This is a genomic window from Paraburkholderia polaris (genome assembly GCF_012927345.1).
GTDB classification, from domain to species: Bacteria; Pseudomonadota; Gammaproteobacteria; order Burkholderiales; family Burkholderiaceae; genus Paraburkholderia; species Paraburkholderia polaris.
Genome location: NZ_JABBGJ010000041.1, coordinates 76981 through 101723, shown reverse-complemented (window position 1 = coordinate 101723; position 24743 = coordinate 76981). Strand labels below are relative to the sequence as shown.

The 24743-nt window shown below is 59.9% G+C and carries 25 protein-coding genes and 3 pseudogenes; 23 read left to right on the top strand and 5 right to left on the bottom strand.

Annotated features, from left to right (window positions below):
• The 11 genes and pseudogenes from HHL24_RS32390 to speB form a co-directional block, all read left to right on the top strand.
• Positions 1 to 420, top strand: a pseudogene (locus HHL24_RS32390) (ABC transporter substrate-binding protein); the annotation flags it as partial.
• Positions 417 to 1343: an ABC transporter permease gene (locus HHL24_RS32385; protein WP_169489369.1), complete on the top strand. Its 927-nt coding sequence runs from the start codon at positions 417 to 419 to the stop codon at positions 1341 to 1343. The pseudogene HHL24_RS32390 and the gene HHL24_RS32385, both read left to right, overlap by 4 nt.
• Positions 1340 to 2209 (top strand): ABC transporter permease, encoded by an 870-nt coding sequence (locus HHL24_RS32380; protein WP_169489368.1) that lies wholly within the window; start codon positions 1340 to 1342, stop codon positions 2207 to 2209. The genes HHL24_RS32385 and HHL24_RS32380 overlap by 4 nt, the downstream gene beginning before the upstream one ends.
• 57 nt (positions 2210 to 2266) lie before the next feature.
• A complete protein-coding gene (locus tag HHL24_RS32375; RefSeq protein ID WP_169489367.1) occupies positions 2267 to 3340 on the top strand; it encodes an ABC transporter ATP-binding protein in 1074 nt (357 codons plus the stop codon).
• A gap of 34 nt (positions 3341 to 3374) precedes the next feature.
• Positions 3375 to 4196 carry a transporter substrate-binding domain-containing protein gene (locus HHL24_RS32370; protein ID WP_169489366.1) on the top strand — a complete coding sequence of 274 codons (822 nt, stop codon included), beginning with the start codon at positions 3375 to 3377 and terminating at the stop codon, positions 4194 to 4196.
• A 7-nt stretch (positions 4197 to 4203) separates the two neighbouring features.
• Positions 4204 to 4863, top strand: a pseudogene (locus tag HHL24_RS32365) (amino acid ABC transporter permease); the annotation flags it as partial.
• Between the two features lie 5 nt (positions 4864 to 4868).
• Positions 4869 to 5525, top strand: coding sequence for an amino acid ABC transporter permease (locus HHL24_RS32360; RefSeq protein ID WP_169489364.1), 657 nt, complete (start codon positions 4869 to 4871; stop codon positions 5523 to 5525).
• Positions 5526 to 5603: 78 nt separating this feature from the next.
• The gene (locus tag HHL24_RS32355) at positions 5604 to 6329 is read left to right on the top strand and encodes an amino acid ABC transporter ATP-binding protein (protein ID WP_169489363.1); all 726 of its coding nucleotides are present in this window, start codon (positions 5604 to 5606) and stop codon (positions 6327 to 6329) included.
• A gap of 182 nt (positions 6330 to 6511) precedes the next feature.
• Positions 6512 to 6837: pseudogene (locus HHL24_RS43675) on the top strand (methyl-accepting chemotaxis protein); the annotation flags it as partial.
• Between the two features lie 100 nt (positions 6838 to 6937).
• Entirely contained in the window at positions 6938 to 7813 is an 876-nt protein-coding gene (locus HHL24_RS32345; protein ID WP_169489362.1) for a LysR substrate-binding domain-containing protein, read from the top strand.
• 150 nt (positions 7814 to 7963) lie between these two features.
• The gene (gene speB / locus HHL24_RS32340) at positions 7964 to 8890 is read left to right on the top strand and encodes an agmatinase (RefSeq protein ID WP_169489381.1); all 927 of its coding nucleotides are present in this window, start codon (positions 7964 to 7966) and stop codon (positions 8888 to 8890) included.
• 96 nt (positions 8891 to 8986) lie between these two features.
• Here the strand turns inward: speB and HHL24_RS32335 are convergent, their stop codons facing one another.
• Positions 8987 to 10135: a porin gene (locus HHL24_RS32335; protein ID WP_169489361.1), complete on the bottom strand. Its 1149-nt coding sequence runs from the start codon at positions 10133 to 10135 to the stop codon at positions 8987 to 8989.
• A 156-nt stretch (positions 10136 to 10291) separates the two neighbouring features.
• Between HHL24_RS32335 and HHL24_RS32330 the strand changes: the two genes are divergently transcribed.
• The 4 genes from HHL24_RS32330 to HHL24_RS32315 all read left to right on the top strand — a co-directional run bounded on the left by HHL24_RS32330 (position 10292) and on the right by HHL24_RS32315 (position 13206).
• Positions 10292 to 10462 (top strand): hypothetical protein, encoded by a 171-nt coding sequence (locus tag HHL24_RS32330; RefSeq protein WP_169489360.1) that lies wholly within the window; start codon positions 10292 to 10294, stop codon positions 10460 to 10462.
• Positions 10463 to 10587: 125 nt separating this feature from the next.
• On the top strand, positions 10588 to 11370 hold the full coding sequence (locus tag HHL24_RS32325; protein ID WP_169489359.1) for an ABC transporter substrate-binding protein: 783 nt from the start codon (positions 10588 to 10590) through the stop codon (positions 11368 to 11370).
• 224 nt (positions 11371 to 11594) lie between these two features.
• The gene (locus tag HHL24_RS32320) at positions 11595 to 12542 is read left to right on the top strand and encodes a LysR family transcriptional regulator (protein ID WP_169489358.1); all 948 of its coding nucleotides are present in this window, start codon (positions 11595 to 11597) and stop codon (positions 12540 to 12542) included.
• Positions 12543 to 12591: 49 nt separating this feature from the next.
• Positions 12592 to 13206 carry a sigma 54-interacting transcriptional regulator gene (locus tag HHL24_RS32315; protein WP_230417648.1) on the top strand — a complete coding sequence of 205 codons (615 nt, stop codon included), beginning with the start codon at positions 12592 to 12594 and terminating at the stop codon, positions 13204 to 13206.
• A gap of 17 nt (positions 13207 to 13223) precedes the next feature.
• Here HHL24_RS32315 and HHL24_RS32310 read toward each other — a convergent pair whose 3' ends face one another.
• Both HHL24_RS32310 and HHL24_RS32305 read right to left on the bottom strand, forming a co-directional pair.
• Positions 13224 to 14135 carry a LysR family transcriptional regulator gene (locus tag HHL24_RS32310; RefSeq protein WP_169489357.1) on the bottom strand — a complete coding sequence of 304 codons (912 nt, stop codon included), beginning with the start codon at positions 14133 to 14135 and terminating at the stop codon, positions 13224 to 13226.
• A 2-nt stretch (positions 14136 to 14137) separates the two neighbouring features.
• Positions 14138 to 15079 carry a LysR family transcriptional regulator gene (locus tag HHL24_RS32305; RefSeq protein ID WP_169489356.1) on the bottom strand — a complete coding sequence of 314 codons (942 nt, stop codon included), beginning with the start codon at positions 15077 to 15079 and terminating at the stop codon, positions 14138 to 14140.
• Here HHL24_RS32305 and HHL24_RS32300 point away from each other — a divergent pair.
• The 8 genes from HHL24_RS32300 to HHL24_RS32265 all read left to right on the top strand — a co-directional run bounded on the left by HHL24_RS32300 (position 15078) and on the right by HHL24_RS32265 (position 21434).
• On the top strand, positions 15078 to 16073 hold the full coding sequence (locus HHL24_RS32300) for an ABC transporter substrate-binding protein (protein WP_230417647.1): 996 nt from the start codon (positions 15078 to 15080) through the stop codon (positions 16071 to 16073). The two genes, HHL24_RS32305 and HHL24_RS32300, sit on opposite strands and share 2 nt — an antisense overlap.
• Positions 16074 to 16106: 33 nt before the next feature.
• Positions 16107 to 16805, top strand: coding sequence for an amino acid ABC transporter permease (locus tag HHL24_RS32295; protein ID WP_169489355.1), 699 nt, complete (start codon positions 16107 to 16109; stop codon positions 16803 to 16805).
• A 3-nt stretch (positions 16806 to 16808) separates the two neighbouring features.
• The gene (locus HHL24_RS32290) at positions 16809 to 17546 is read left to right on the top strand and encodes an amino acid ABC transporter permease (protein WP_169489354.1); all 738 of its coding nucleotides are present in this window, start codon (positions 16809 to 16811) and stop codon (positions 17544 to 17546) included.
• Positions 17524 to 18249: an amino acid ABC transporter ATP-binding protein gene (locus HHL24_RS32285; RefSeq protein WP_169489353.1), complete on the top strand. Its 726-nt coding sequence runs from the start codon at positions 17524 to 17526 to the stop codon at positions 18247 to 18249. The genes HHL24_RS32290 and HHL24_RS32285 overlap by 23 nt, the downstream gene beginning before the upstream one ends.
• A 96-nt stretch (positions 18250 to 18345) precedes the next feature.
• Positions 18346 to 19431 carry an alanine racemase gene (locus tag HHL24_RS32280; protein WP_230417646.1) on the top strand — a complete coding sequence of 362 codons (1086 nt, stop codon included), beginning with the start codon at positions 18346 to 18348 and terminating at the stop codon, positions 19429 to 19431.
• 60 nt (positions 19432 to 19491) lie between these two features.
• A complete protein-coding gene (locus tag HHL24_RS32275) occupies positions 19492 to 19884 on the top strand; it encodes a RidA family protein (RefSeq protein WP_169489351.1) in 393 nt (130 codons plus the stop codon).
• Positions 19885 to 19907: 23 nt separating this feature from the next.
• Positions 19908 to 20693, top strand: a complete 786-nt coding sequence (locus tag HHL24_RS32270) for an SDR family oxidoreductase (RefSeq protein WP_169489350.1) — start codon at positions 19908 to 19910, stop codon at positions 20691 to 20693.
• 27 nt (positions 20694 to 20720) lie between these two features.
• Positions 20721 to 21434: a ribonuclease activity regulator RraA gene (locus tag HHL24_RS32265; RefSeq protein WP_169489349.1), complete on the top strand. Its 714-nt coding sequence runs from the start codon at positions 20721 to 20723 to the stop codon at positions 21432 to 21434.
• Between the two features lie 173 nt (positions 21435 to 21607).
• Here HHL24_RS32265 and HHL24_RS32260 read toward each other — a convergent pair whose 3' ends face one another.
• Positions 21608 to 22777 carry a CaiB/BaiF CoA transferase family protein gene (locus tag HHL24_RS32260; protein ID WP_169489348.1) on the bottom strand — a complete coding sequence of 390 codons (1170 nt, stop codon included), beginning with the start codon at positions 22775 to 22777 and terminating at the stop codon, positions 21608 to 21610.
• Between the two features lie 77 nt (positions 22778 to 22854).
• Positions 22855 to 24606 carry an L-lactate permease gene (locus tag HHL24_RS32255; protein WP_169489347.1) on the bottom strand — a complete coding sequence of 584 codons (1752 nt, stop codon included), beginning with the start codon at positions 24604 to 24606 and terminating at the stop codon, positions 22855 to 22857.
• Positions 24607 to 24743 lie beyond the last annotated feature (137 nt).

Here is a 24743-nt window from a genome sequence, read left to right as displayed (position 1 = left end):
CCGAATCAGGTGGCCGATCTGTTCCGCACCGGATCGCTCGATATCGGCGGCATCTATTCCCCGGCCTTTTTCCCCGACCAGATCCGCAAGCCCGAGTACAAGATGGGCGTGACCTACGGCATGAAGGAAGGCTTCGCCACGCAACTGATGTTCACGGTGATCCCGAAGTCGCACCCCGCCGACAGCGATCTGATCCACGCGTTCATCAACCATTCGCTCGACGCCGGCGTGCAAGGCCGCATGGCTGCCGACGTGCTGAACGGCCCGGTCAATTCGAAGGCGGTGATCCCGGCTGAGAGTCGCGCGTTCGTACCCAGTCCGAAGCAGATCGCCGAAAAGGCTGTCCTGCACGACGACAAGTCGCTCGCCGCGGTGCAAGCTGCGTGGATCAAGCGCTACACCGAGATCTTCGCAGCATGACCACGATGCCCGCGCTCTCCTCGCGGCGCACTTCCGGTGCGCCGGACGATCCGGCGTCCGCCGCACCCGGCGCCGCGTTGGCGAACGCGCGGCCGTGGCTGCTGCTGACGCCGATCCTCGTGTTTCTTGCCGTGCTCGCGGCAGCTGCGCTCGTGGTGCTGCGGATGAGTTTCGGCACCACCGGCAACGAGTGGCACGGCTTCACCTTGCAGAACTACGCGGATCTGGCCGATAGCTACTTCATGAAGTCACTTTGGATCACGCTCAAACTCGCCTTTCAGAGCATGATCTGCGCGGTGCTGCTGGCGATCCCGGTCGCGCTCGCGATGGCGCGCACCGAGTCTCGCCTCGCGCGCCGGCTGCTGCTGGCCGGCGTGCTGTTGCCACTGCTCGTCAATCTGCTGCTGCAAGGCTATGGCTGGCTGGTGATCCTGGGGCCGGCCGGTTTGCTCAATCACGCACTGCTCGCAACCCGGCTCATCGACCGGCCGGTGCTGTGGCTGTATCGCGAGCATGGCGTGTTGCTCGGCTTGATCCAGACTGCGTTTCCGCTTGCCGTGCTGCCGTTGTCGAGCGCGATGCGTGCGGTGTCGCGCTCATACGAAGAAGCCGCGGCAACGCTCGGTGCGAGCCGCTGGCAGACCCTGCGCCACGTGATGCTGCCGCTGGCGATGCCCGGACTCGTGTCCGGCGCGCTGCTGGTGTTTGCCTATAACGCCAGCGCGTTTGCCGTGCCGCTGCTGCTCGGCGGACGCCGTGTGCCGATGCTCGCCGTGCTGGTCCACGACCAGGTCGCGCCGCTTTTGAACTGGCCCGCTGCATCGGCATCCGGCGTCGTGCTCATGGTTGCGACGCTGACTGTGATGACAATCTCGCAGCGCCTCGTGCGTCGCACGCAACATCTCGAGGAGACTTCCGCATGAGCACGCCCACCTCCTCACTGCGATTGCGCTCGCTACGCCTGCCCACCACGATGCCGGGCCAGCTTGGCAAGCCCGCCGCGTTGCTTGCTGCGATCGTCCTGTTCCTCGCCGCGATGCCGATCCTGACGATGATCACGATGTCGTTCAGCGCGTCGGACACGCTCGAATTTCCACCGTCCGGCTACAGCCTGCAGTGGTATCGCGCGGCGTGGCACAACTTCGTCTCACCCGAGGCGAGCGACACGCTGTCGATGGGCAGCGCCCTCAGCACCAGCCTGATCGTCGCCGTCTCGACGATGATCATCGCCACGCTCGTCTCGGTGCCGGCCGCCTATGCATTGAGCCGTTACCGCTTTCGCGGCAAGTCGGCGGTCGAACAACTGGTCGCGTTGCCGCTCGTCTATCCGCTGGTGATGCTCGGCCTGTCGCTGTTGCTGGTGTTCAACGTGCTGCCGGTCGAACTCGGCGTGTTCCGGCTGATCATCGCGCATGTGATTCTCGCGCTGCCGTTCACGGTGAAGAACTGCGCGGCCTCTGTGGCCTCGATCGGCCCGGAGTTCGAGGAAGCCGCCTGTGTGATGGGTGCAAGTCCGCGCAGAGCGCTCTTCGACGTCGTGTTGCCATTGATGCGCCCAGGCATCCTCGCCGGCATGCTGTTTGCCTTCATCATCTCGTTCAACGAATTCACGGTGACGTTTTTTCTTTACGGCATCAACACGATGACGCTGCCGGTATGGCTCTATAGCCGCACGGTGTCGTCGCTCGATCCGACTGTGTTCTCGTTCGCGGTTTTTATCGTCGCGATCGACTTCGCGCTGATCTGGTTGCTCGAAAAGCTGATCGGCGATGAAGGCGTTGCTCTCTGATTCCGTATTGATTGCGCTTCGATTCCGTGGCGATTCTGGCTCAAGCAGGAAATCTTCATGACTCATTTGACATTGCAGGCCGTGACCAAGCGCTTTAACGCCGCGTATGCCGTCGACCACGTCGACCTGAGCGTGCCGGACGGCAAACTGGTTTGCTTCCTCGGGCCGTCCGGCTGCGGCAAGACGACCTTGCTGCGCATGATTGCCGGGCTCGAAACGCCAAGCTCCGGCAGCGTGAACTTCGCCGGCCGAGATATCACGCATCTGCCCGCCAACCGGCGCGACTTTGGCATGGTGTTCCAGTCGCTCGCGTTGTTTCCGCATATGACGGTGGCGGAGAACGTTGCTTATCCGCTGCGATTGCGCAAAACGGACAAGGCGGCGCAAAGCCGCCGCGTCACGGAACTGCTTGAGTTGATCCAGTTGCCGCATATGGCGAACCGGCCGGTCACGCAACTCTCCGGCGGCCAGCGGCAACGCGTGGCGATCGCGCGCGCAATCGCATCGCAACCGAAACTGCTGCTGCTCGACGAACCGCTCTCCGCGCTCGATGCCAAGCTGCGCGAAGCGATGCAGGTGGAAATCCGCCTGCTGCAACAGCGTCTCGGCATCACGACAATCATGGTCACGCACGACCAGCGCGAGGCAATGACGATGGCCGACGAAATCGTCGTCATGGAAAAGGGCCGGATTGCGCAGGTGGGCAAGCCGCTCGATATCTACCGTGACCCGGTCAGCGAGTTCGTCGCGGACTTTATCGGCTTGGGCAACATCCTGCCGGTCACCCACGACGGGCAAGGCGGCGTGAGCTTACCCGGCGGCCAACAGATCGTCGTGACCCAACCGGAGCGGGTGACGCAAGCCACCTCGGACGTCCGTCTGCTGATCCGTCCCGAAGACGTCTGCGTCAAGGCCGCGTCGGCTGACGCTGGCCCGAACCGGCTAAGCGGAACGGTGACCTTCATCCGCGATGTGGGCGCATCGCTCGAAGCGACGATCGACTGTTCCGGCTTCTCACTGACTGTCGCAACGACGTCCCGCGAGACGCCGGGTCTTGCCCTGGGTATGCCGGTACTTGCTGAATTGCCGGCTCACGCGTGCAAGCTTGTTGCCGCGCGCCAAACATATTGAACTCAACACAAAACTATCCATAGAGGAGCACACCATGAATGCTTTATCCCTTTCCAACGTCGCGAATCGCCTTTTCGGCAACACGGTCTTTACGCTATCGGTCGCCTGTGGCGCTGTGCTGACTATGCTGGCACCTGTCGCGCATGCTGATGCGCTCGATTCGATCGCCAAGTCCGGTGTCGTGCGGATCGGCGTTTTCGAAGACTATCCTCCGTTCGGCTCGATCGGTGCTGATATGAAGCCGGTTGGCTACGACATCGAAATGGCCAACCTGATCGGCAAGGAACTGAATGCGAAGGTGGAACTCGTCCAGGTGACAGGCGACAACCGCATGGCGTACCTCGCTGACCACAAGGCGGACATGCTGCTATCCGTCGGCCAAACGCCGGAGCGCGCGAAAGTGATCGATTTCTCGCAGCCCTACGCGCCGTACTACCTGGCCGTGTTCGGTCCGAAGAATCTGCCGGTCAAGGGCGCGGCGGATCTTTCAGGCAAGACCATCTCGGTTGCGCGCGGCACGCTTGAAGACCTGAGCATCTCGAAGGTTGCGCCGGCGAGCGCGACGATCAAGCGGTTCGACGATCCGAACGGCGCAATTTCGGCATTTCTCTCCGGTCAGGTGCAACTGATGGTGGTGGGCAACGACGTCGGAGCGACAATTCTCGCGCGCCACCCGGCCATTGAACCTGAGCAGAAATTCGAATTGTTCAGCTCGCCTGACCACGTCGGTATGAACAAAAACGAGGTGCGACTCATGCAAAAGGTTGACGCGACGATTGAGCACGCAAAGAAGGACGGCTCGCTGAACGCAATCTCTCAAAAGTGGCTGAAGACCTCGTTGCCCGCGAACCTGTGAGTACGTAATGAGTTATGCATTCAATTTCAGTGATCTGCACACTTACACAGAAATACTGGTGCGAGGTGTAGCGGTGACGCTGGGACTCACAGCAGTCTCGACGGTGCTCGGAGGCGTAGTTGGCGTGGCCGGGGCTGCCGTCGGTGTGGCTGGCCCCCGTTGGGCGCGCGCGCTCGTCGGGGCCTATGTCGAGTTGATCCGGAACACACCGTTTCTGGTGCAGTTGTTCTTCGTGTTTTTCGGATTGCCAGGTCTTGGTATCCATATCGACGAGATGCAGGCTGCGGTGCTCGCGATGACCGTCAACCTGGGCGCGTACGCGATTGAAATAGTCCGTGCGGGGATCGACTCGATTCCGCGCGGGCAGGTCCAGGCGGCGGTCGCGCTTGGCTTGCCTGGGCGGCAGGTGTTTCGCTACATCGTACTACCGCAGGCGCTCGCGAACGTGTTCCCCGCGCTACTCGGGCAGGTCATGATCGTCATGCTCGGATCCGCCGTCGTATCGCAAATCTCGGTGCCGGATCTCACTTACGCGGCCAATTTTATCCAGTCGCGCAATTTCCGGTCGTTTGAAATCTATCTGGTGATCACGGCGATCTATCTGGGTCTCGCAATCGTGTTGCGGCGCATGTTGAACCAGCTGGGCTCCGGTCTCTTTGCGGGGCGTAAGCGATGAGCGACTTCACTCTATGGGATATTGCGCGCAATCTGATTATTGGGGCGCGCTGGACAGTCCTGCTTTCCTTTATCGCCTTTGTTGGCGGAGGGGCCGTTGGCATGGTGCTGCTGGCGATGCGCGTATCGAAAAGCACAGCGCTTCAGCACGGTGTTGCGTGGTATGTCGAGCTCTTCCAGGGTACACCGCTGGTGCTGCAACTGTTTCTTGGCTTCTTCGGCCTGCCTTTGCTCGGTATCGATGTGTCTCCGTGGAGCGCTGCAGCGGTGACGCTAACGCTCTACACGAGCGCTTATCTGGTGGATATCTGGCGAGGTTGCGTCGATGCCGTGCCGCGAGGCCAGTGGGGTGCTGGCGCCAGTCTCGGCATGACATATGGCCAGCAACTGAGATACATCATTTGGCCACAGGCACGCCAGATCGCAATTGCTCCGACTGTCGGGTTCCTGGTGCAAGTTGTTAAAAGCACGTCGTTGACGTCGATTATTGGCTTTGTCGAACTGACAAAGACGGGGTCGATGATCACCAATACGGCGTTTCGCCCGTTTCCAATCTATGGAATGGTCGCAGTTCTGTACTTTGCGATGTGTTTTCCACTGACCTGGTACGCGCGCTTGCTCGAAAACAGGGTTCAGGTCGCGCGGCACCGCTGATGGGACCATCAGCCGCGACCGGCACACAGCGCTCAATAGCGCAGTGGATGCAGTGACATAACGTTGACAGGTGTAGAAATGATTTCTATCAATGATGTTTCGAAGTGGTACGGGCAGTTTCAGGTGTTGACCAACTGCACAACCGAAGTAAAGAAAGGTGAGGTGGTGGTGGTGTGCGGCCCGTCGGGTTCGGGTAAGTCGACGCTCATCAAGACGGTGAATGGGCTGGAGCCGTTCCAGAACGGCGAGATCGCGATCAACGGCCAGTCAGTTGGTGACAAGAAGACCAACCTGTCGAAGTTGCGCGCGAAAGTCGGCATGGTGTTTCAACATTTCGAGTTGTTCCCGCATCTCTCGATCACCCAGAACCTGACGCTTGCCCAGATCAAGGTGCTGGGTCGTTCAAAGGACGAAGCAGCCGCGAAGGCGCTGAAACTGCTGGATCGAGTCGGCCTGCGTGCGCATGCGGACAAGTTTCCCGCGCAATTGTCAGGTGGTCAGCAGCAACGTGTAGCGATTGCACGTGCTCTCTCGATGGACCCGATCGCGATGCTGTTTGACGAGCCGACCTCGGCGCTCGACCCCGAGATGATCAATGAGGTGCTCGACGTGATGGTCGAACTCGCGCAGGAAGGTATGACAATGATGTGCGTCACGCACGAAATGGGCTTTGCAAAGAAGGTCGCGCACCGCGTGATCTTCATGGACAAGGGCTTGATCGTGGAAGATGGCCGTAAGGAAGATTTCTTCGCCAATCCGAAGTCCGATCGGGCCAAGGAATTCCTGGCGAAGATCCTGCACTAGTCGGACTCTGTCACTGCGTCGCCGCAACGGGGGGCGTCGCGAGCATTAAAGCGTGCAAGAGCGATAGCCAATGCGGAGCTGTACTCGTCTCGCTCACGCACTACACTCGATCAAGCTGCAATGGTTGTCGGTACGCCGCAAGTGGCCTCTTTCCTGAATACCTCGCATTCCATGAGGGCGCGTCTTCCGCGGCGAAGGAAATCCGGGAATTGATCGGCGACTCGGTTCAGCGCGTGCAACGGGGCTCGCAATTAGCCGATCAGGCGGCCCAAACGATGAACGACATTATCGTTGCAGTGCAGCGCGTCACCGACATCATGACCGAGATCGGCGCGGCGTCGATGGAACAGAGTATGGGGATAGATCAGGCTTCCCGCGCCGTGTGCAGATGGACGAAGGCACGCAGCAAAATGCTGCGCTCGTTGAGCAGGCTGCAGCGGCTGCGCAATCGTTGCAGGATCAAGCGATCAAGTTGCAAGGCGCGGTCGCCGTGTTCCGCATCGTGTGATCCCATTTTTCGGCGTATCTTGATAGCCTGCACGCGTTACGTTTGCCTGAGCGGTCGGCGTTGCGCGACGGCTGATTCCAACTTTCGTTTCCAGAACACCATGCGACGACTTCCACCCTTGAACGCGCTGCAGATCTTCGAGACTGTCGCGCGGCACCGCAGCTTCACGCGCGCGGCGGAGCATCTGTGTCTGACGCAAGGCGCGGTCAGCCGGCAGATCCTCACACTAGAGGAGTATTACAAGTTCCCGCTCTTTAAGCGGCACGCGAAGGGGCTCACGCTGACCGCAGAAGGTGAACTGCTGCTGCCGGCGGTGAAGGAAAGTTTTGCGCGGATCGAAGAGATTTCGCTGCGCCTCACCCGTCAGCGCACGGACCTCGCGCTGAAAGTGCCGACCTGCGTCATGCGCTGGATGTTGCCGAAGATCATGCGCTTTCAAGGCGGGCATCCAGGCGTTCAGGTGCAAATCACGACGACATGGCAGCACGACGTCAATTTCGAGTCCGAGCCGTTCGATGCGGCGATCATTTATGGTTCGTCGCCGGGCGCCAACGTGCGTGCAGTGCCGCTCTTTGAAGAGCGGCTGACGCCCGTATGCGCGCCTGATCTTTTGAAAGTCAAACCACTTGCCAGCGCGGCCGATCTGATTGAGCACACGTTGCTGCATCCGACCCGCGATCATCGCGACTGGAAGCTGTGGCTCGACCGTGTCGGTGCACAGGCCGTCGACGCAAACCTCGGCGCGAGCTTTGACACCCTCGATATGGCGACCAATGCCGCCATGCAGGGCTTTGGCGTTGCAATCAGCGATCTGACTCTGGTCGGCGAAGACATTGCGGCGAAGCGTCTGACGATGCCGTTCGATACCGTGATAGGGACAGGCTCGCGTTATTACCTGGTGTATCCCGAATGCGTCGCGGACCAGCATAAGGTAAAGCTCTTTAGTGAGTGGATAGCGGAACATCGTGACGAATGAAATCGCATCGATAAGTGTTGACGTGAACATCCGGAAATCGTTATTTCACTTTCCTTGGAAGTACGTATAAATACGATCAGAGTCGTAACGGATGGGACGGCCAGAACAATTCAAGTGGAGAAATCAATCGTGGCGGAATACTTTCAACCAATGGGCGGCAATGAGATGCCGCGCTGCGGCGGCATTGCGACAATGATGCGTCTGCCGAATGTTGCTTCGACCGAGGGGCTCGACGCATGTTTCGTCGGCGTGCCATTTGATCTAGGCACGTCGAATCGCACCGGTGCGCGTTTCGGGCCGCGCCAGATTCGCAACGAATCGGTGCTGCTGCGGCCTTACAACATGGCGACGCGCGCTGCGCCGTTTGATTCGCTGCAGGTCGCCGATATCGGCGATGTCGCGATCAATCCGTACAATCTTCTCGATTCGATCAAGCGCATTGAAGTTGCGTATGACGAGATCCTGCGGCACGGCACCAAGCCGATCACGCTCGGCGGCGACCACACGATCACGCTGCCGATCCTGCGGGCGATCCACCGGAAACACGGCAAGGTTGGCCTGATTCACGTCGACGCACATGCGGACGTCAACGATACGATGATGGGCGAAAAGATTGCGCATGGCACGCCGTTCCGCCGGGCGGCTGAAGAGGGCTTGCTGGACTGTGATCGCGTCGTGCAGATTGGCCTGCGTGGCACCGGCTACGAGGCGGAAGATTTTGACTGGTGCCGAGACCAGGGCTTCCGGGTCGTGCAGGCGGAGGAGTGCTGGAACCGTTCTCTTGAACCGCTGATGAAGGAAGTGCAGGCGAAAATCGGCGACGGTCCGGTTTACTTGACTTTCGACATCGACGGTATCGATCCCGCCTATGCGCCCGGCACCGGCACGCCGGAGATTGCCGGTCTAACTGTGCCGCAAGCCCTCGAGATTATCCGTGGTTGCTGGGGCTTGAATCTCGTGGGCGCTGACCTTGTTGAGGTTGCGCCGCCGTACGACCCGTTTGGCACGACCGCTTTGCTGGGCGCGAATCTCGCATACGAGATGCTCTGCGTTTTGCCGCAGGTTAAACGCCGTTAACTGCCACGCGAGGCCGCGACGCTGAAGTTCGAACAGCGCTCGGCACTCGCATACCGTCACGCGACGCCGTTGGCGTCGCGTGATACGGTGTGGCAGTTAGAACTTGTGACGGATTGCTACGCGAAACACGACCTGATTCTGCGTCGACGAAGCATCCGCTGCACCCGGCACATACGCCTGATCCAACGCGCTGCCAGTCTTGTCGCCAGCGACCTTCTGGTAGGCACCCTGAACATAGAAGTCTGTGCGCTTCGAGATGTTGTAGTCTGCCATCAGGCCAAATGAATGGATTTTCGGCTTGGCGCTGCCCGAGGACGCATCGTAGCTTTCCATCGTGTACACATATTGTGCACCAACAAAGAACGCCGGCGTGAACTGATATTTGCCGTTGACTTCGAAGTTCTGGAATTTGAGCGCGTTGAGCGTGCCGCTAGCCGGAAGGATCGATCCCGAGATGTAAGTCGTTGAGAGAGGCGACGTAAGGTCGGTGTTCGTATACACGAAACCCGCGGTCGCCGACCCGAACGTATAGTTGACGCCACCGCCGAAAACGCGCAACCGCTTGGCCAGGAAGTTCTCGTCGCCACCGTTGTTGATCGCGCCGATCGCGCTCGACGAAGGATTGTTCGCCTGCAGGTAAGCTGCGGCGACAAGCAAGCCGCCGTTCGCATATTGGCCGCCGATGCTGTATTGACGGTTATTCGCGAAGTTCGTGTCGTTGCTGAAACTATACGTACCACCCGCCTGGAATCCAGCGAAACTCGGACTTGCGTATTTGACCGTGTTGTTCACACGGAACGAGTTATCCGTGTTGTCGTTGTCGTACGGATGCGAGAACAGGTAGCCGGCCCAGTTGCCGTTGGCTGTTGTTTGTGCGAGGTAGTCGACCAGCGAGTCGTACTGGCGGCCCACAGTGACCGTACCGTAGGTGTCATTGCTCAAACCCACATAGGCCTGCCGGCCGAACATTAGGCCACCCTGGCCAAGCTTACCGTTGTTCACGTTAAAGCCGTTTTCCAACTGGAAGACTGCCTTCAGACCGCCGCCGAGATCTTCCGTGCCCTTGAGGCCCCAGCGACTGCCCTGCGCGTAGCCGCTTTGAAGTTCGGAGAGTGATTTCCCACCGACACTATTCGTATAGTCGAAACCCTCGTCGATGAGTCCATACAGCGTGACGGTGTTTTGCGCGAACACGGGTGCTGCGAATGCTGCGGACACGGCCAGTGCGATGACTTGCTTCTTCATTAAGATCTCCAGACTTCATTAGTAATTCGTATCATTTTCTTAGAGTCGCACTCCGAAAAATGCAACGGACGTGATGCTGTCATACCGATGGAACAGTGTCTATTGGCAGTGACACGAAAATGACAGCGCGTTGCTAAATGAATACGGCAACGACAGATGGTTCGCGTGATCGAGGGCGAGGTACCGGAACACAAAGTGAGTCTGCTTGCGGAATTTAAGCGTGATTTTGAGTATCTTCGTAGACGAACCAAGGCCATGATGCAGGCGCATGCTTCGCATGAAAAATTTTCGGTGGTGACGTTGGGAGAGTTGACGTTTAATCGCTAGACCCCATGAAAACGTTTTGCGCAAGCAGGGCGTAGATTCTGAAAGATGCGGCGCAGCCAGCGGAGTCACCGTACCTGCTCGGTATCCGCGTCACGTAGCCAAACATAAAGCAAAGGAGATCATCCATGAAGCAGCTGAAGAACTTGCTGGTATTCGCTTGCGCGTTCGCGTCCATGTCTGCGATGGCCGCTGATGCGGGCACGCTGCGCTTCGGTCTTGAAGCGCAATATCCTCCGTTTGAATCCAAGGGGCCGAACGGCAAGTTGCAAGGCCTCGATATCGACATCGGCAATGCTGTCTGCACGACCGCACATCTGACCTGCAATTGGGTCGAGACCTCGTTTGACGGCTTGATTCCCGCCCTGGAGGGTCGGAAGTTCGACGCGATCAATTCGGCAATGAATGCGACTGAGAAGCGCCGCCAGGCGATCGATTTCACGTCTGTGATCTACCGTGTGCCGACACGATTGATCGCGAAGAGCAACAGTGGCTTAGATGCAACCCCCGAATCGCTGAAAGGCAGACGCGTAGGCGTGCTGCAGGCTTCGATTCAGGAAACCTACGCGAAGGCTCACTGGGAAGGTGCGGACGTGAACGTCGTGTCGTATCAGGATCAGAACCAGATCTACACGGACCTCGTTGCGGGCCGGCTCGATGCGACGCTCGTGCTCGCACCGGCAGGGCAAACTGGATTTCTGTCGCGTCAGGAAGGCAATGGGTTTGCGTTTGTCGGTGCCCCGGTACGCGACGACAAGATCCTTGGAAGTGGTATCGCGTTCGGTGTCCGTAAGGGCGACGCGGCGCTACTTAATGAATTGAACGCGGCGATCGCGAAAGTGCAGGACGACGGTACCGTGAAGAAGCTGGCGCAGAAGTACTTTGGCAGTGTCGACGTGTCGGCGAAATAACCTGCCTGCAGAGCGAAGGTCGATGCGATCGCGACGGCTGACCTGACACTGTCGAGTTTCAGACGCGAGAGATAGGTGTTGGGCCGGCCGAAAAAAGTCCGTAGGTATTTCCATCATGAAGAAGTCTTTAGGCGTGACCGGCGCCTGGTTTGCAAGATTTGACGGTTGAGATTGAATGCGTACTTTGATGTCTCTGGATACAACGCTGCGACAAGGGAACGGCCGTGCTGCGAGCGCTATTTGATCTCGATCTGCGGCTAGTTCGCCTTTTTCTGGCGGTTGCCGATGCGGGCGGTGTAACCATCGCGCAAGCGAAGCTGAACATCAGCCAACCGACCATTAGCACGCAGCTGTCCACGCTCGAGACGCGTCTGGGTTATCGACTGTGTGAGCGTGGCCGGAGTGGCTTCAGGCTTACCGAACAGGGCGAGCGCTTCCGCGCGCTGTGCAGAACGCTCCTCACGACCGTCGACGAGTTCAGCGCCGCAGCGCGGAACATGGATAAGGCGCTGGCAGGCACGCTGAAAATCGGCCTGGTCGACCACACGCCAATTAGTCAGAATGCACGGATCAGCGACGCGATCGCGCTTTTTCGGCAGCGCGACGAAGCGGTGCACTTTTCAATATCGGTCAAATCGCCAGCTGAACTTGAACAAGATTTACTAAGTGGTGCGATTGAAATCGCGATCGGCTATTTTGGGCAACGTGTACCGGCGCTCGACTACACGCCACTTTTCAACGAGTGCCAGCTTGCCTATTGCGGGCACGGCCACCCGCTTTTTGGACGCGCTGGCAAGCTGGAGCCGGCGGAGGTCACTGATTTCGACTGGGCCTGGCGCAGCTATCCGTTGCCGGAGGCGAAATTGCCCGCAACATCAGGCCGCGTTACTGCGCAGGCGGACAACATGGACGCCGTATTGTTGCTGGTGCTGTCAGGCTGTCATCTGGGCTACCTGCCCGAACACTTTGCTGCACCTTATGTTGCGCAAGGCTTGCTCGCCGCGCTTAATCCGCAGCAACTCGGCTATGAGGTGACGTTTCTGATGGTCACGCAGAAGCAGACCAAACGGCGCCCGATTGTCGACGCATTTGTCGAGGACCTGAAGCAGGCGCACCAGGTTATCGGGAGTGATCGCCCAGCATCGTCGCTGAGAGGTCAAGTGGAGCAGTGAGCTGTTTGGTTATGCCGAAGGCGCGTTCACCGGCGCACGCAGGTCAGGTATGGCAGGGAAAATCGAAGCGGCGAATCACGGCACGCTGTTCCTCGACGAGATCGGCGAAATGCCACTCGACATCCAGCCGCATCTGCTGCGCGTGTTGGAGGAGGGGGAGATATACCGGTTGGGCGAGAATGCGCCTCGCGAGGTCAGCTTGCGTTTGCTCGCCGCCACGCATCGCGACCTGCGTGCAGACGTCGCTGACGGTAGATTCAGCATGGATCTGTATTACCGGCTGGCCGTCACGAACATCTGGATACCGCCGCTGCACGAACGCAAGACGGATTTGCCCGAGATGATCGAGCACTGGTTGAGTTTCTCGCGCGAACGGTACGGCGTAAGCCATGCCGTCTTCGACGACGTGGCGTATGAATGCCTGCTGAACTACACCTGGCCCGGTAACGTCCGCGAGATGCGAAATGTGATCGAGGGCGCAGTACTCATGGCCCGCGACGGAATCATTAAAGTCGCCGAGCTGCCGCTAGAAATCGACGCCCTGGCCGTTTCTCCTGGGGGCGTTCGGGATACGGCGTCCTCTGGAGTCGTCCAAAGACGCGCTGACGCAGTGGGCTCGCGAAGTGGACGAGGCTTTCGCCCACTCGGGGCGGGGGCCAGGTAGGATGCAGCGGGTTGCCCTTAACGCGCTGTTGGTTGTTGCACACCTGAACTGAAGTCGCAGCAATTCCGTGCAACGTCGGCAACCATGTGCCCTAGCGCGGAATGTGACTGCTTCAAAAAAATCGCGTCGTAGCGAACCAGCGGTGCCGGAGGGTTGGTCATCACGATTTGCATGAGCCGGTTCTGGATTTGCTGCCTGAAAAGGTCGACCGGCAGCAAGCTCACGCCAACCCCGGCCGCCACGAGGCCGCCTACTACCACCGCATTGTTGCCGCCGCAAATACGCTCAGGATCGACGCCCACACTTTCGAAGCTCCTTGAACTCAGGACCGTAATGATGGATGCAGGAATCTGCTCGATGACCGGAACGGTGCCCAGTCTGTGTAGCGGCACTGTGCGCTTGCTGTCGAACGCGCCGGGACGGCAGAACCAGGCGAAGCGGGCACTCCCGAGCATCACTCGTTCGACTGATGCGGGCAGCTCTGCCTCGGGCAAAATCGCGAGGTCGAGGCGTCCATCGATCACCCGCTCTTGCAGCGGCCCGGACATGTCGACATGGGGTTGCAGGATGAGATTTGGAAAAAGCTCGCGCATCTGCTGGAGGAACGCTGGGAACCACGTCAACGCAACCAGTTCGGTCAAACCGATGTGCAGCACACGGGCCATATGCCGGTCGGCGTCCTGGTAGGCTTCCAGTCGCCCAATGCTGTCCAGCAAGCCCTCGCACAGAGCGAACATCTCGTGTCCTTTCGCGGACAACCTTGCTTTCTTGCCGCTCCCTTCGAACAAACGTGCAGCGGACTTCGCTTCGACATCCTGCAGGCGCTTGGTCGCCGCGGACTGCGTGATATGGAGCTTGTCGGCCGCCCGCTGAACGGTACCGAGCTTCGCTACCCAGTAGAACGTCTCGATCTGCTTGACGGTCAGCATCGTTATTTAGCCTCGTTGACGAGCGATTCGCGTGCGTCCTGATAGCGCATTCCATAGTTACATGTCGCGCGCGCGAGGGTAATGACCTTGCGGTGGAACGGTGTCAGCGCGTCTTGCCGCGCAACGGCGACATAGCGCACCGGCGGCATCACCGGCGTCACAGGGACTTCACGCAACATACCCAGCGTCACGAGTTCACCGGAGATGGCATCCGGCAGACAGGCGATACCCAGACCCGCGCTCGCCATGCCGCCAAGCGCCGCGAAGTTGTTGCAGGTCAGGATGCTGCGCGGTTGCACACTGTTGCGCTCGAGCCATTTGCTCATGACATGTCCCACCGCCGAGTCGGCAGACTGGGACAGCAACGTCAACTGGCCGAGTTCCGACACGGCGAGCCTGCGCCGCTTGAGGTTGAACGTGGGACTGCAGAACCAGCCGTTACGCACGTTGGCGAGCGGGAACCTCAACATATCCGTCCAGCGTGGTGTGTCGGGCACGATGGCCAGATCCAGCTGCGCCAGTCTGAGCTTTTCGTAGAGTTCCACAGCGACGCCGCCCACCTCCAGTTCGACATCCACCAGCGGATAGGTAGAACGCAGTGCATCAATGAAGCCAGGCAACCAGGTCAGCGCCGCGAGCTCAGTCACACCCAGCCTTAACGAGCGCCGCAACACTTTCTCGCTCGCATACTGACTCAACAGGGCATCGCGTTGCTGAAGAATCGTGCGCGCCTGCGAGAGTATCTCGAGACCGTCGACGGTCAGCCGCGCCGATCGCGAACCGCGGTCGAATAGCGGCTTCGGGAACCGGCTCTCCAGCTCGCGAACGTGGCGCGACACGCCGGACTGAACGCTGCCGAGCTTGCGCCCGGCCGCCTCGAACGAACCCATATCCGCGATTGCAACCAGTGCTTCGAGTTGCAGAAAAGTGATCTGGTGTGCCATGCAACGCCTCTCGAATAAATCACACTTTGGAATGGATAAGTATGCACAAATATCTCTTTATTTAGGATTTTTTTCCACCAAGAATAGGGTCTCCAAGTCCCCTGCAATGCAGATCGAGCACATCAAGAGCTCGCGGTTGCGCTTTGAAGCACCTGTCTACGGAGATCGCATGAAATCGTCTAACAACCTAACCGCGGCATTGCTTGGGTTCACCCTGGCCCTGCTTACGGGTACCGCACACGCAGACCAGCTTGCAGACGTCAAGGCGCGCGGAACGCTGGTGTGCGGGGTATTGGCCAACTTCGAGCCATTCGGCTTTCAGGATCCGGCGTCTCGGGAGATCGTTGGCTACGACGTCGACTACTGCAAGGGCGTGGCGAAGGCTCTGGGCGTCAAGCCGGTGTTGCAGGTGGTGTCGATGGAGGCGCGCATTCCGGAACTGCTGCAAGGCCGTGTCGATGTACTCGCCGCGGTGCTCGGCTACTCGCCGGCGCGCGCCGAACAGCTCGCATTCACGCATCAGTACTACGTCGCCAAGCAGATCATTGCCGTGAAGACCGGCGGTCCGTTCAAAGCGCGGGACGATCTCGGCGGCAAGCGCGTCAGTACGATCAAAGGTTCCAGCAATATCGCAATCATGGGGCAGGTCATGCCGAGCGTGCAGCTCGTCAGCTATGACGACTCGCCATCCGCGTTCCTGGCCATGGTGCAGGGCAAGGTCAATGGTTTTGTCGTCTCCGAACCCATCATGCATCGCTTTGCCGCGAAACTCGGTCACGACACCAATGTTGAAGCGCTGTCACCGCCGGTGGGTCTCGAATACTGGGGACTCGGTATGAAGAAGGGCGAGCCAGCATTGCTCGACGCGGTGAATAAGGCGCTGGACGGAATGGAAAAATCAGGTGAAGCCCAGCAGATTTTCGACAAATGGCTTGGCCCCAACACGATCTATCAGATGCATCGCGATTTCAGGATCGGGCCGATCAAAGGCTGACCTTCATGCCGCTCTGTGTGATGAGGATTACGTATGTTATCGCATCTCAATTTTTCGGGCATCTTCACAGCTCAGAATCTGAAGCACCTCATGTGGGGAGTGCAGTACACCGTGCTGCTCACGCTGACGAGCCTGGTGCTCGCGGTTGCGCTCGGCACCGTGCTGGCGACGCTGCGCGCGATAGGTAACCCGCTCATCGAGAGGATCGTCGCCGGCTACGTTGCCTACCATCAGAACGTGCCGATGCTCGCGCAACTGTTTCTCTGGTACTTCGGGGTTCCGACGCTGCTGCCGGACAGCGCGCAAGGATGGATCAATGCGCATGGGGGCGAATTCATCTTCGCGTCGATTGCCATTGGCCTGTGCATGGCGGCGTACTACTCGGAAGATATTAGAAGCGGTCTGCGGGCGGTATCGGCAGGTCAACATGAGGCAGCCCGCTCGCTGGGTTTGAGCTTTGCGAAGTCGATGCGTTACGTGATCCTGCCACAAGGTTTTCGCATCGCCATGCCGCCGTTCATCAACCATACGGTGGTGCTCTTCAAGAATACCAGCCTGGCGATGGCCATCGGTGTTGCGGAACTGACATACACGGTGCGTGACATCGAGAATCAGACGTTTCGAACCTTTGAGATCTATCTCGTTGGGACGGTCATCTACCTGGCCATTTCATTGGGCCTGATGGGCGTGGGCGCGGCGGTCGCGCGCCGCACCCGTATCCTGGCGAAATAAGCGATGCTCGACATACTCATCCACAACGCGCATTTTCTGCTGCTCGGGCAATATCCGAACGGACCGGTTGGCGGTCTCGCGCTGACACTGATTCTCGCGCTGCTCGGTCTCGCTTTTGCCTTGCCCCTTGGCCTGCTGCTGGCGTTATGCCGGGTTTCGCCCTACAGGGTGTTGAGCGTGCCCTCGACGGCGCTCGTCTATATCGTGCGCGGTGTGCCGCTCGTGATGCTGGTGTTCTGGAGTTATTTCCTCGTGCCGGGCCTGATCGGCCATCTGGTCAGCGCATTCACGACCCTGGTCGTCACGCTGGTGATCTATCAGGCGGCTTACCTGAGTGAGATTGTCCGTGCGGGCATCGAATCCTTGCCCAAAGGACAGACCGAGTCCGCACGCTCGCTCGGGATGAGTTACGGGGCGACGATGCGGCACGTGATTCTGCCGCAGGCGCTGTACAACATGCTGCCGAGCATTCTCAGCCAATGCGTATCGACGGTGAAGGACACATCGATAGGCTATGTGATCAGTGTGCAGGAACTGACGTTTTCGGCCCAGCAAGTCAACGCCAGTCTTCTTACGCAACCGTTTCAGGTTTTCTTCATTCTCGCGTTGACCTACTTCGTGGTGTGCTACACGCTCACCCAATGCGCGCATGTCATAGAACGGCGCATCGCGCATCGGCGTGCCTCAGGAAAGATGCAAGACGTCAGGAGCGTCATCAATGATTCAATTCTCCAAAGTTAACAAGTGGTATGGCGAGTATCAGGCGCTCGTCGACGTCACTGCAGAGGTGAAACGAGGCGAGGTGGTGGTCGTGTGCGGCCCTTCCGGGTCGGGCAAGTCGACGCTGATCCGTACCGTCAACCGCCTCGAGGAGATTCACGGTGGCGGGATCACGGTCGACGGAACGAGCGTCCATCAAGCCTCGTTGAACCTGAACCGCTTTCGCACCCGTATCGGCTTCGTGTTTCAGCAGTTCAACCTGTTTCCTCATCTGTCGGCGCTCGACAACGTGTGCCTCGCTCCGATGAAGGCGGCCGGAAAAAGCCGCGCGGATGCGAAGCGACAGGCGTTGGCACTGCTCGATCGCGTGGGTCTGGCCAGCAAGGCGAACTCATATCCGCAGCAGTTGTCTGGCGGGCAGCAGCAACGCGTTGCGATCGCGCGCGCGTTGGCGATGGAGCCGCCGGTGATGCTGTTCGACGAGCCGACGAGCGCGCTTGATCCTGAGATGGTTGGCGAAGTGCTCAGCGTGATGAAATCGCTCGCCAGAGACGGGATGACGATGATGTGCGTGACCCACGAGATGGGATTCGCGCGCGAAGTGAGCGACAGCGTCTGGTTTATGGATCGCGGCGCGATTCTCGAGGTAGCCGATCCGCAAACGTTCTTTCGGTCGCCGCAGCACCCGCGCGCACAGGCATTCCTGTCCGACTTGCGTCACTAGCCAACCGTCATTGATGTGAGTTCGTTCTCTGATGAGACTCATCCACGCGAGACGACTCCGACGCTCCCTAACTATGACTCTATGACAAGAAGCAACATGATTAATCCAATTGACGCGGACCTGGTGCCGGCGGTCGCAACCCCTTGCTTCGTGGTGATGGAAGACCGCGTCCTGCACAATCTGGCGGTCACCGCACAAGCGTGCGGCGGCGTTGAGCGCCTCATGCCGCACGTGAAGACTCACCGCGCGGCGTGGCTCGTTTCGTTGCTGCTCGCCCATGGCGTCCTCGCTTTCAAAGCCAGTACGCTCGCCGAGGTCGAAATGGTGCTGAGCGCGGGCGGCACACGCGTCACCTGGGCGTTTCCTACCGTCAATCCGCAAAATATAGGCCGCTTCATCGAATTGGCCCGGGCATTTCCGGAGGCCGAACTCACGGGCCTGATCGATTCCCGCGAGGGACTGGACGTGTGGACCAGGCTACTCGAGGGCGCCTCGCCTTCGATTCGCCTGCGTGTTGATCTCGATCCAGGGATGGGGCGCACGGGCGTTGCGATGGACGAGGCAGCGCTCGAACTCGCGCGTGGGGTGGCGCGACTCGGTCGGCTTGCGGGGTGGCATGTTTACGACGGCCACATCCGGGGCGCCTATGACGAGCGAAAAGCTGAAGTGGAAAAGCTTGCCGGTACGTTGGAGGTGCTGCAGTCGCACCTGCGCGAAGAGGGCATCGATGTCGACGTCGTCGGCGCATGCAGCTATACGTTCGACCTGTGGCCGCGTTCTGTGATGCGGTATGTGTCGCCGGGCACCTGGGTGTATTCGAACGCCCAGCACCTGAGGGAGCTATCGCATCACAAGTGGGTTGCGGCCGGGTTTGTGTTGACGACGGTTGTTTCAACGCGCAATGGCACGTCGACGCTGGACGCCGGCAGCAAGGCGATCTCACCGGACAAGCCGTTGCGGCAGCGTTTTGAAGGCGCCGGCGAAATCGTGATGATGAACGAGGAGCACACCGTGATCCGCAGCGACGCACTTCACACCGGTGACAGGCTGTTACTCGTCCCGGAGCACACGTGTACCACCGCCTACCTGTACAGCAACGCCTTGGTTCGATCCCTCGACGGACACTGGGAATACCGCGATCAACTCGGCAACGAACGTTCGGTTGTCGCGTTGACGCGTTGACCGCCAACACGCGGGTGCATGCGGGCCCATGTTCATATTCCTCCAGCTGAGACTTCACACATGACCGAATTGAGCAAGCAACCGTCCACAGGCGGCCACTACAGCCTATGGCGCCGCGCAGGCGGACTGATTTTTGTGGCGGGTCAGGTTCCGCGAGATCCTGAGCGAAACATTATTGGCGACACCATCGAAGAGCAAACGACTGCGGTACTCGACAATTTGCGTCTTGTTCTGGAAGACGCCGGCACGGATTTCAGCCGGCTTGTTCGCGTCCAGGTGTATCTGGCGGACATTGGCGAATTCCCGCGCTTTAACGCCGTGTACGCAAAAGTGATGGGCAGTGCCGCTCCCGTACGAACCACCATTGGATGCGCGTTGAATGGCGTGCGTATCGAAATTGACGCCGTTGCGGAACCGGGTGACGCATCGATCCCCGCAGCAGTCAATGGTTAACCAGTTTTTCACAGGGAAAGACGATGGACCTACAGCTAAAAGATAAGACCGCTCTCGTGCTTGGCGGTGGTGGCGGTCTCGGTGGCGTCATCTCGCGAACGCTCGCGGCCGAGGGCGTACGCGTTGCCGTTGCCGACATTGATCTGGCGGCAGCCGAAAAGACCGCGACGGCGGTGAGAGAGGCGGGCTCGCATGCCATTGCGCTTCAGTGGGATCTTGGCGATCTGTCTACCGTGGACAGTCATATCACCCGGATCGAGGACGAACTGGGGGCTATCGACATACTGGTGAACAATACCGGCGGACCTCCGCCGACGCCGGCGCATGGACAGGATGCAGCACTGTGGCGCAAGCATTTCGAGAGCATGGTCTTGTCGGTGGTATCCATCACCGACCGGGTGCTTCCGGGAATGCGCGAACGTGGTTTCGGCAGGGTGATCACCAGCACCTCATCGGGTGTTGTCTCGCCTATACCGAACCTCGGGTTGTCAAACGCACTGCGCATGTCGCTGGTCGGCTGGTCGAAAACACTGGCGCGGGAAGTCGGTCGCGACGGCGTTACCTGCAACATCGTGCTGCCCGGGCGCATCGCCACCGATCGCATCCGCTTCCTTGACGACGCCAAAGCCAGGCGCGAAGGACGATCGGTCGAGGACGTTGCTGCCGAGAGCACTGGGTCGATTCCGGTGGGGCGGTACGGCGAGCCGCAAGAGTACGCAGATGTGGTGACCTTCCTTGCGAGTCCTCGAGCTTCTTACATTACCGGATCGACGGTCCGGATCGATGGCGGCCTTATCGCCAGCATCTGATCACTCCTTCTTTGGAAGCACCAAACCGTGACCATCGACCCACTTCCGCTCGACGAAAAAATCGTTGCAACCCTCTCGGGCGTATCTACGGCCACGCTTACGACGGTCATGCTCAAGCATGGTCTTCGCAACGTGTGGCTTCGCGGTACTCGACCGATAGCAGAAGGTCAGCCGAGGCTCGTCGGCCGTGCATTCACACTCCGTTTCGTGCCGGCCCGGGAAGACCTTGCGACCCCTGCGTCGTGGAGCTCGCCCATTTCAACCCGCGCGGCGATTGAAGCGATGCCAAGTGGCTGTATCGCCGTAGTGGGCGCACTGGGCGTAACCGATGCGGGAATCTTCGGCGACATTCTCTGCGCACGAATGCACAAGCGCGGAGTCGCGGCGCTTGTCACGGACGGCGTGGTTCGGGATATTGCGGGCGTGCTGAATGCCGGCCTTCCAGTCTGGTGTCAGGGTACCGCATCGCCCCCCTCGGTGGCCGGCCTGACGTTTGTCGCCTGGCAGGAACCTATCGACTGTGGTGGCGTCGCGGTATTTCCAAACGACGTAATCGTGCTCGACCGGGATGGCGCTGTGCTTATTCCTGCTGCGCTTCTTGAGGAGGTTGTTGCCGCGTCGGTCGAACAGGAGCGACTGGAAAACTGGATCATGAGCGAGGTCGAAAACGGCGCTGCTTTGCCAGGTCTCTATCCGCCTAACGAGGCAAACCGGGCTCGCTATGAAGCGGCGAATATTTGATCTGGCGGTGCGTCGAACGTATGTGGGTAACGCGTAGCATTTAGCGGAATCGAAGCAAGTCTGAGGTATCACGAACTCGACTTCACGGATGTCGTCGAGTTCGTCTCCTACCACGTGGATATTGCGTCAGGCCGCCGCCCGTCGAGCCGAGTAGGTGAGAAGCCATCTCCGAGTCAGAAAGCGCCGCTCCGCTGCGAGAGTGCGTCTGCTTCGATTTCCGCGAGAATGGCCTCGGTATGCTGGCCGACTGCCGGCACCGGACCCATCACCGGTTCGAGCCCCGGGATCGTAACCGGCGGAAGGAACATATCGTGCGGTCCGCTCTCGGTTTCGACGCTGCGGTAGCGATTGCGCTCGCGCAATTGCGGATGATCAAGCAGCGCCTCCACGTCGTTCATCATGCCGTTCGCAATCGCCGCGCGATCCAGTCGTGCCAGCACTTCAGCGCTGCTCCACGCGGCGAAGCGCTGCTCGATCGTCTGTTCCAGCGCCTCGCGATTCGAGACCCGTAAAGAGTTCGACACGTAGCGCGGCTCAACCGCGATAGCTGCATCGCCCAATACGACTTTGCAGAAACTGAGCCACTCGCGTTCGTTCTGAATGCCGAAGAAAACCGTCTTGCCGTCGCCGGTTGCAAACGGACCGTATGGCGCGATGGTCGCGTGCCGGGCGCCGCTTCGTGGAACCGGCTGGCCGCGGCCGCGCGTATAGTACGCCGGATAGCTCATCCACTCGGTCAGCGCGTCGAAGAGCGAGACCTCGAACGCCATGCCTTTGCCGGTGCGCGAGCGCTGATGCAGGCCCATCAGGATGCCATTCAGCGCGTACATGCCGGTCGCGATATCGGCAATCGCAAGACCGCATTTCGACGGTGTCTCGGGCGTGCCGTTGATTGACAGGAAGCCAGTCTCGCACTGAACTAGCAGGTCGTAGGCCTTCTTGTCGCTGTACGGTCCGTTGGAGCCGTAGCCGGAAATGTCGCAGGCGATCAGTTGCGGGAAGCGGGCGACGAGGGACTTCGCGTCGAGACCCTGGCGCTGCGCAGCGCCGGGCGCCAGATTCTGGATAAAGACGTCGGCACGGAGAAGCAACGCTTCAAGCGTTTCCTGCCCGCGGTCGGTCTTGATGTCGAGAGCGAGGCTCTCCTTCGAGCGATTGGTCCAGACGAACTGGCTCGACAGGCCATCCATCGCTGTATCGTAGTTGCGGGCGAAATCACCGACCTCCGGGCGCTCGATCTTGATGACGCGCGCGCCCCAATCGGCCAGATGCCGGCTTGCCAGCGGTGCGGCAATTGCCTGTTCGATCGAGACGACCGTGATGTCGTTGAGTGGATGGTTCATCTTCTGCATATCCTCGATATTTCAATGCGTAAAGCACGTGCTCAGTTTTTCTTGCGGTGCGGCGGTGACCCGGTCGATCACGGCACCATCCAGCCGAGGACCGGCGTGGACTGGAGATAGACGAGCAGGCTGAGCGCCGCGATCATCAGGACAGTCCAGCCCGCCACACGCCTGAACAGCACACCTTCCTTGCCCATCATGCCGACCGCCACCGCGCCGACCGCGAGGTTCTGCGGCGAAATCGCCTTGCCGACCACCCCGCCCGAAGTATTGGCAGCGGTCAACAGAATGTCGGACAGGCCAGTGTGATGTGCGGTGGTGAGTTGCAGCATGCCGAACAGCGCATTCGCCGACGTATCCGAGCCAGTGAGCGCGGTCGCGAACCAGCCGAGTATCGGCGATACCGGTGCGAAAGCCGGGCCCGCCTTGGCCGCCCAGATGCCGAGCGTCACGATCTGGCCAGACAGGTTCATCACATAGGCCACGCCAACCACGCAGCACACCGTGAACACCGCCCAGCGCAGTTCATGCAGGTTCTTCAAATAGGTCCGGGCGGCAACGGGCGCGCTGACTTTAAGGATGGGCGCGGACAGCAAACCGGCGATCAATACGATCGAGCCTGCGGAAAGCAGCCATTCAAACTTGGCGTTGACAGCCGATACGGCCGCGCCTTTCGGATCGACGACGTGCAGGCCGGGCCATGGAAACGTTGAGGTGATGACGCCCAGTGCGTGGCCGACCAGGCTGATCTGCGTCGATGCGACGACGAGAATCACGGCGGCGTAGGGCGCAAGCGCGCGCAGGATCTCGGCGCGCGAATCGGGCGCCTGGGCGGTGTCGGCAGGTGCATTGCCTCGCTCGGCTGCATGATGGAAATGCGTTCCTGAGCCCGGGGTTGGCATGGCCATGGTGGCGCTGTGAGACACACCCGCCAGGTCGCGGCTGGGCTCAAGACGCCGCTGGCCGCCGGAATTCGCAACGGCCGCGGCCGCGCCAGCCAGGTCGGCGCGCAACACGCCCGGCGACCAGACGCGCAGGAACACGATCGAAACGCCTGCGCAGACCAGTGCGGCGACGATATCGACGAGTTCGACCGGCAGCAGCATCGATCCCGCAAACTGCGCGAGCGCAAACACGATCCCGGCGACTAGCGCGAGCGGCCAGACTTCCTTCAACCCGCGTCGCCCGTCGACGATAAATACGAGGATCAGCGGAATGAAGAGCGACAGCAACGGCGTTTGCCGTCCTACCATCACGCTGATCTCATGGACCGGCAAACGGGTGATCTTGGCGAGCACGGTAATGGGCAAACCGAGTGCGCCGAACGCGACCGGACTGGTATCCGCGATCAGGCAAACCGCTGCGGCCTTCAACGGCTCGACGCCGATCGAAATCAGCAACACCGCACAGATTGCCACTGGTGCGCCGCCGCCGGCCAGCGCTTCCAGCAACGCGCCGAAGCAGAAGGCGATCAACACCGCTTGCACGCGTTGGTCGGCGCTGACGCGGGCGAGTGCGCGCCGCAGCACGTCGGCGTGGCCGCTTTCCTGCGTCAGCTTGAACAGCCAGATTGCATTGATGCCAATCCAGATGATCGGGAAGAACCCGATCGCGGCGCCTTCGAGTGCGCCGCTGGCTGTCTGGTTAGCGGGCATTCCATACACCAGGATCGCGACCGCCATCGAGACGGCGAGCGAGGCAAGCGCTGCCCAGCGCGCCTGCACGCGCAGGACGCCGAGCAGAACGAACAGGATGAGAAGGGGAAGGGCGGCAAATGCTGCGGAAGCCCCTATCGAATGCGCGACGGGGGCAAAAGTCTGGGTGTACATGCGTCTCCTTCGAGCTCTGTGCGAGCATCTTTTATCGACTACGAAGGCCTCAATTTAGACGCACGCCGCGTCGGCGAGAAATACCGATTCGAGCTACCGCATATAGGTGACGCCTATATCTGACGTGACAACCTTGA

Coding starts and splice junctions, on each gene's coding strand:
- HHL24_RS32385 (WP_169489369.1), top strand. CDS start 417: ATGACCACGATGCCCGCGCTCTCCTCGCGGCGCACTTCCGGTGCGCCG.
- HHL24_RS32380 (WP_169489368.1), top strand. CDS start 1,340: ATGAGCACGCCCACCTCCTCACTGCGATTGCGCTCGCTACGCCTGCCC.
- HHL24_RS32375 (WP_169489367.1), top strand. CDS start 2,267: ATGACTCATTTGACATTGCAGGCCGTGACCAAGCGCTTTAACGCCGCG.
- HHL24_RS32370 (WP_169489366.1), top strand. CDS start 3,375: ATGAATGCTTTATCCCTTTCCAACGTCGCGAATCGCCTTTTCGGCAAC.
- HHL24_RS32360 (WP_169489364.1), top strand. CDS start 4,869: ATGAGCGACTTCACTCTATGGGATATTGCGCGCAATCTGATTATTGGG.
- HHL24_RS32355 (WP_169489363.1), top strand. CDS start 5,604: ATGATTTCTATCAATGATGTTTCGAAGTGGTACGGGCAGTTTCAGGTG.
- HHL24_RS32345 (WP_169489362.1), top strand. CDS start 6,938: ATGCGACGACTTCCACCCTTGAACGCGCTGCAGATCTTCGAGACTGTC.
- speB (WP_169489381.1), top strand. CDS start 7,964: ATGGGCGGCAATGAGATGCCGCGCTGCGGCGGCATTGCGACAATGATG.
- HHL24_RS32335 (WP_169489361.1), bottom strand. CDS start 10,135: ATGAAGAAGCAAGTCATCGCACTGGCCGTGTCCGCAGCATTCGCAGCA.
- HHL24_RS32330 (WP_169489360.1), top strand. CDS start 10,292: ATGGTTCGCGTGATCGAGGGCGAGGTACCGGAACACAAAGTGAGTCTG.
- HHL24_RS32325 (WP_169489359.1), top strand. CDS start 10,588: ATGAAGCAGCTGAAGAACTTGCTGGTATTCGCTTGCGCGTTCGCGTCC.
- HHL24_RS32315 (WP_230417648.1), top strand. CDS start 12,592: ATGGCAGGGAAAATCGAAGCGGCGAATCACGGCACGCTGTTCCTCGAC.
- HHL24_RS32310 (WP_169489357.1), bottom strand. CDS start 14,135: ATGCTGACCGTCAAGCAGATCGAGACGTTCTACTGGGTAGCGAAGCTC.
- HHL24_RS32300 (WP_230417647.1), top strand. CDS start 15,078: ATGCAACGCCTCTCGAATAAATCACACTTTGGAATGGATAAGTATGCA.
- HHL24_RS32305 (WP_169489356.1), bottom strand. CDS start 15,079: ATGGCACACCAGATCACTTTTCTGCAACTCGAAGCACTGGTTGCAATC.
- HHL24_RS32295 (WP_169489355.1), top strand. CDS start 16,107: ATGTTATCGCATCTCAATTTTTCGGGCATCTTCACAGCTCAGAATCTG.
- HHL24_RS32290 (WP_169489354.1), top strand. CDS start 16,809: ATGCTCGACATACTCATCCACAACGCGCATTTTCTGCTGCTCGGGCAA.
- HHL24_RS32285 (WP_169489353.1), top strand. CDS start 17,524: ATGATTCAATTCTCCAAAGTTAACAAGTGGTATGGCGAGTATCAGGCG.
- HHL24_RS32280 (WP_230417646.1), top strand. CDS start 18,346: ATGATTAATCCAATTGACGCGGACCTGGTGCCGGCGGTCGCAACCCCT.
- HHL24_RS32275 (WP_169489351.1), top strand. CDS start 19,492: ATGACCGAATTGAGCAAGCAACCGTCCACAGGCGGCCACTACAGCCTA.
- HHL24_RS32270 (WP_169489350.1), top strand. CDS start 19,908: ATGGACCTACAGCTAAAAGATAAGACCGCTCTCGTGCTTGGCGGTGGT.
- HHL24_RS32260 (WP_169489348.1), bottom strand. CDS start 22,777: ATGAACCATCCACTCAACGACATCACGGTCGTCTCGATCGAACAGGCA.
- HHL24_RS32255 (WP_169489347.1), bottom strand. CDS start 24,606: ATGTACACCCAGACTTTTGCCCCCGTCGCGCATTCGATAGGGGCTTCC.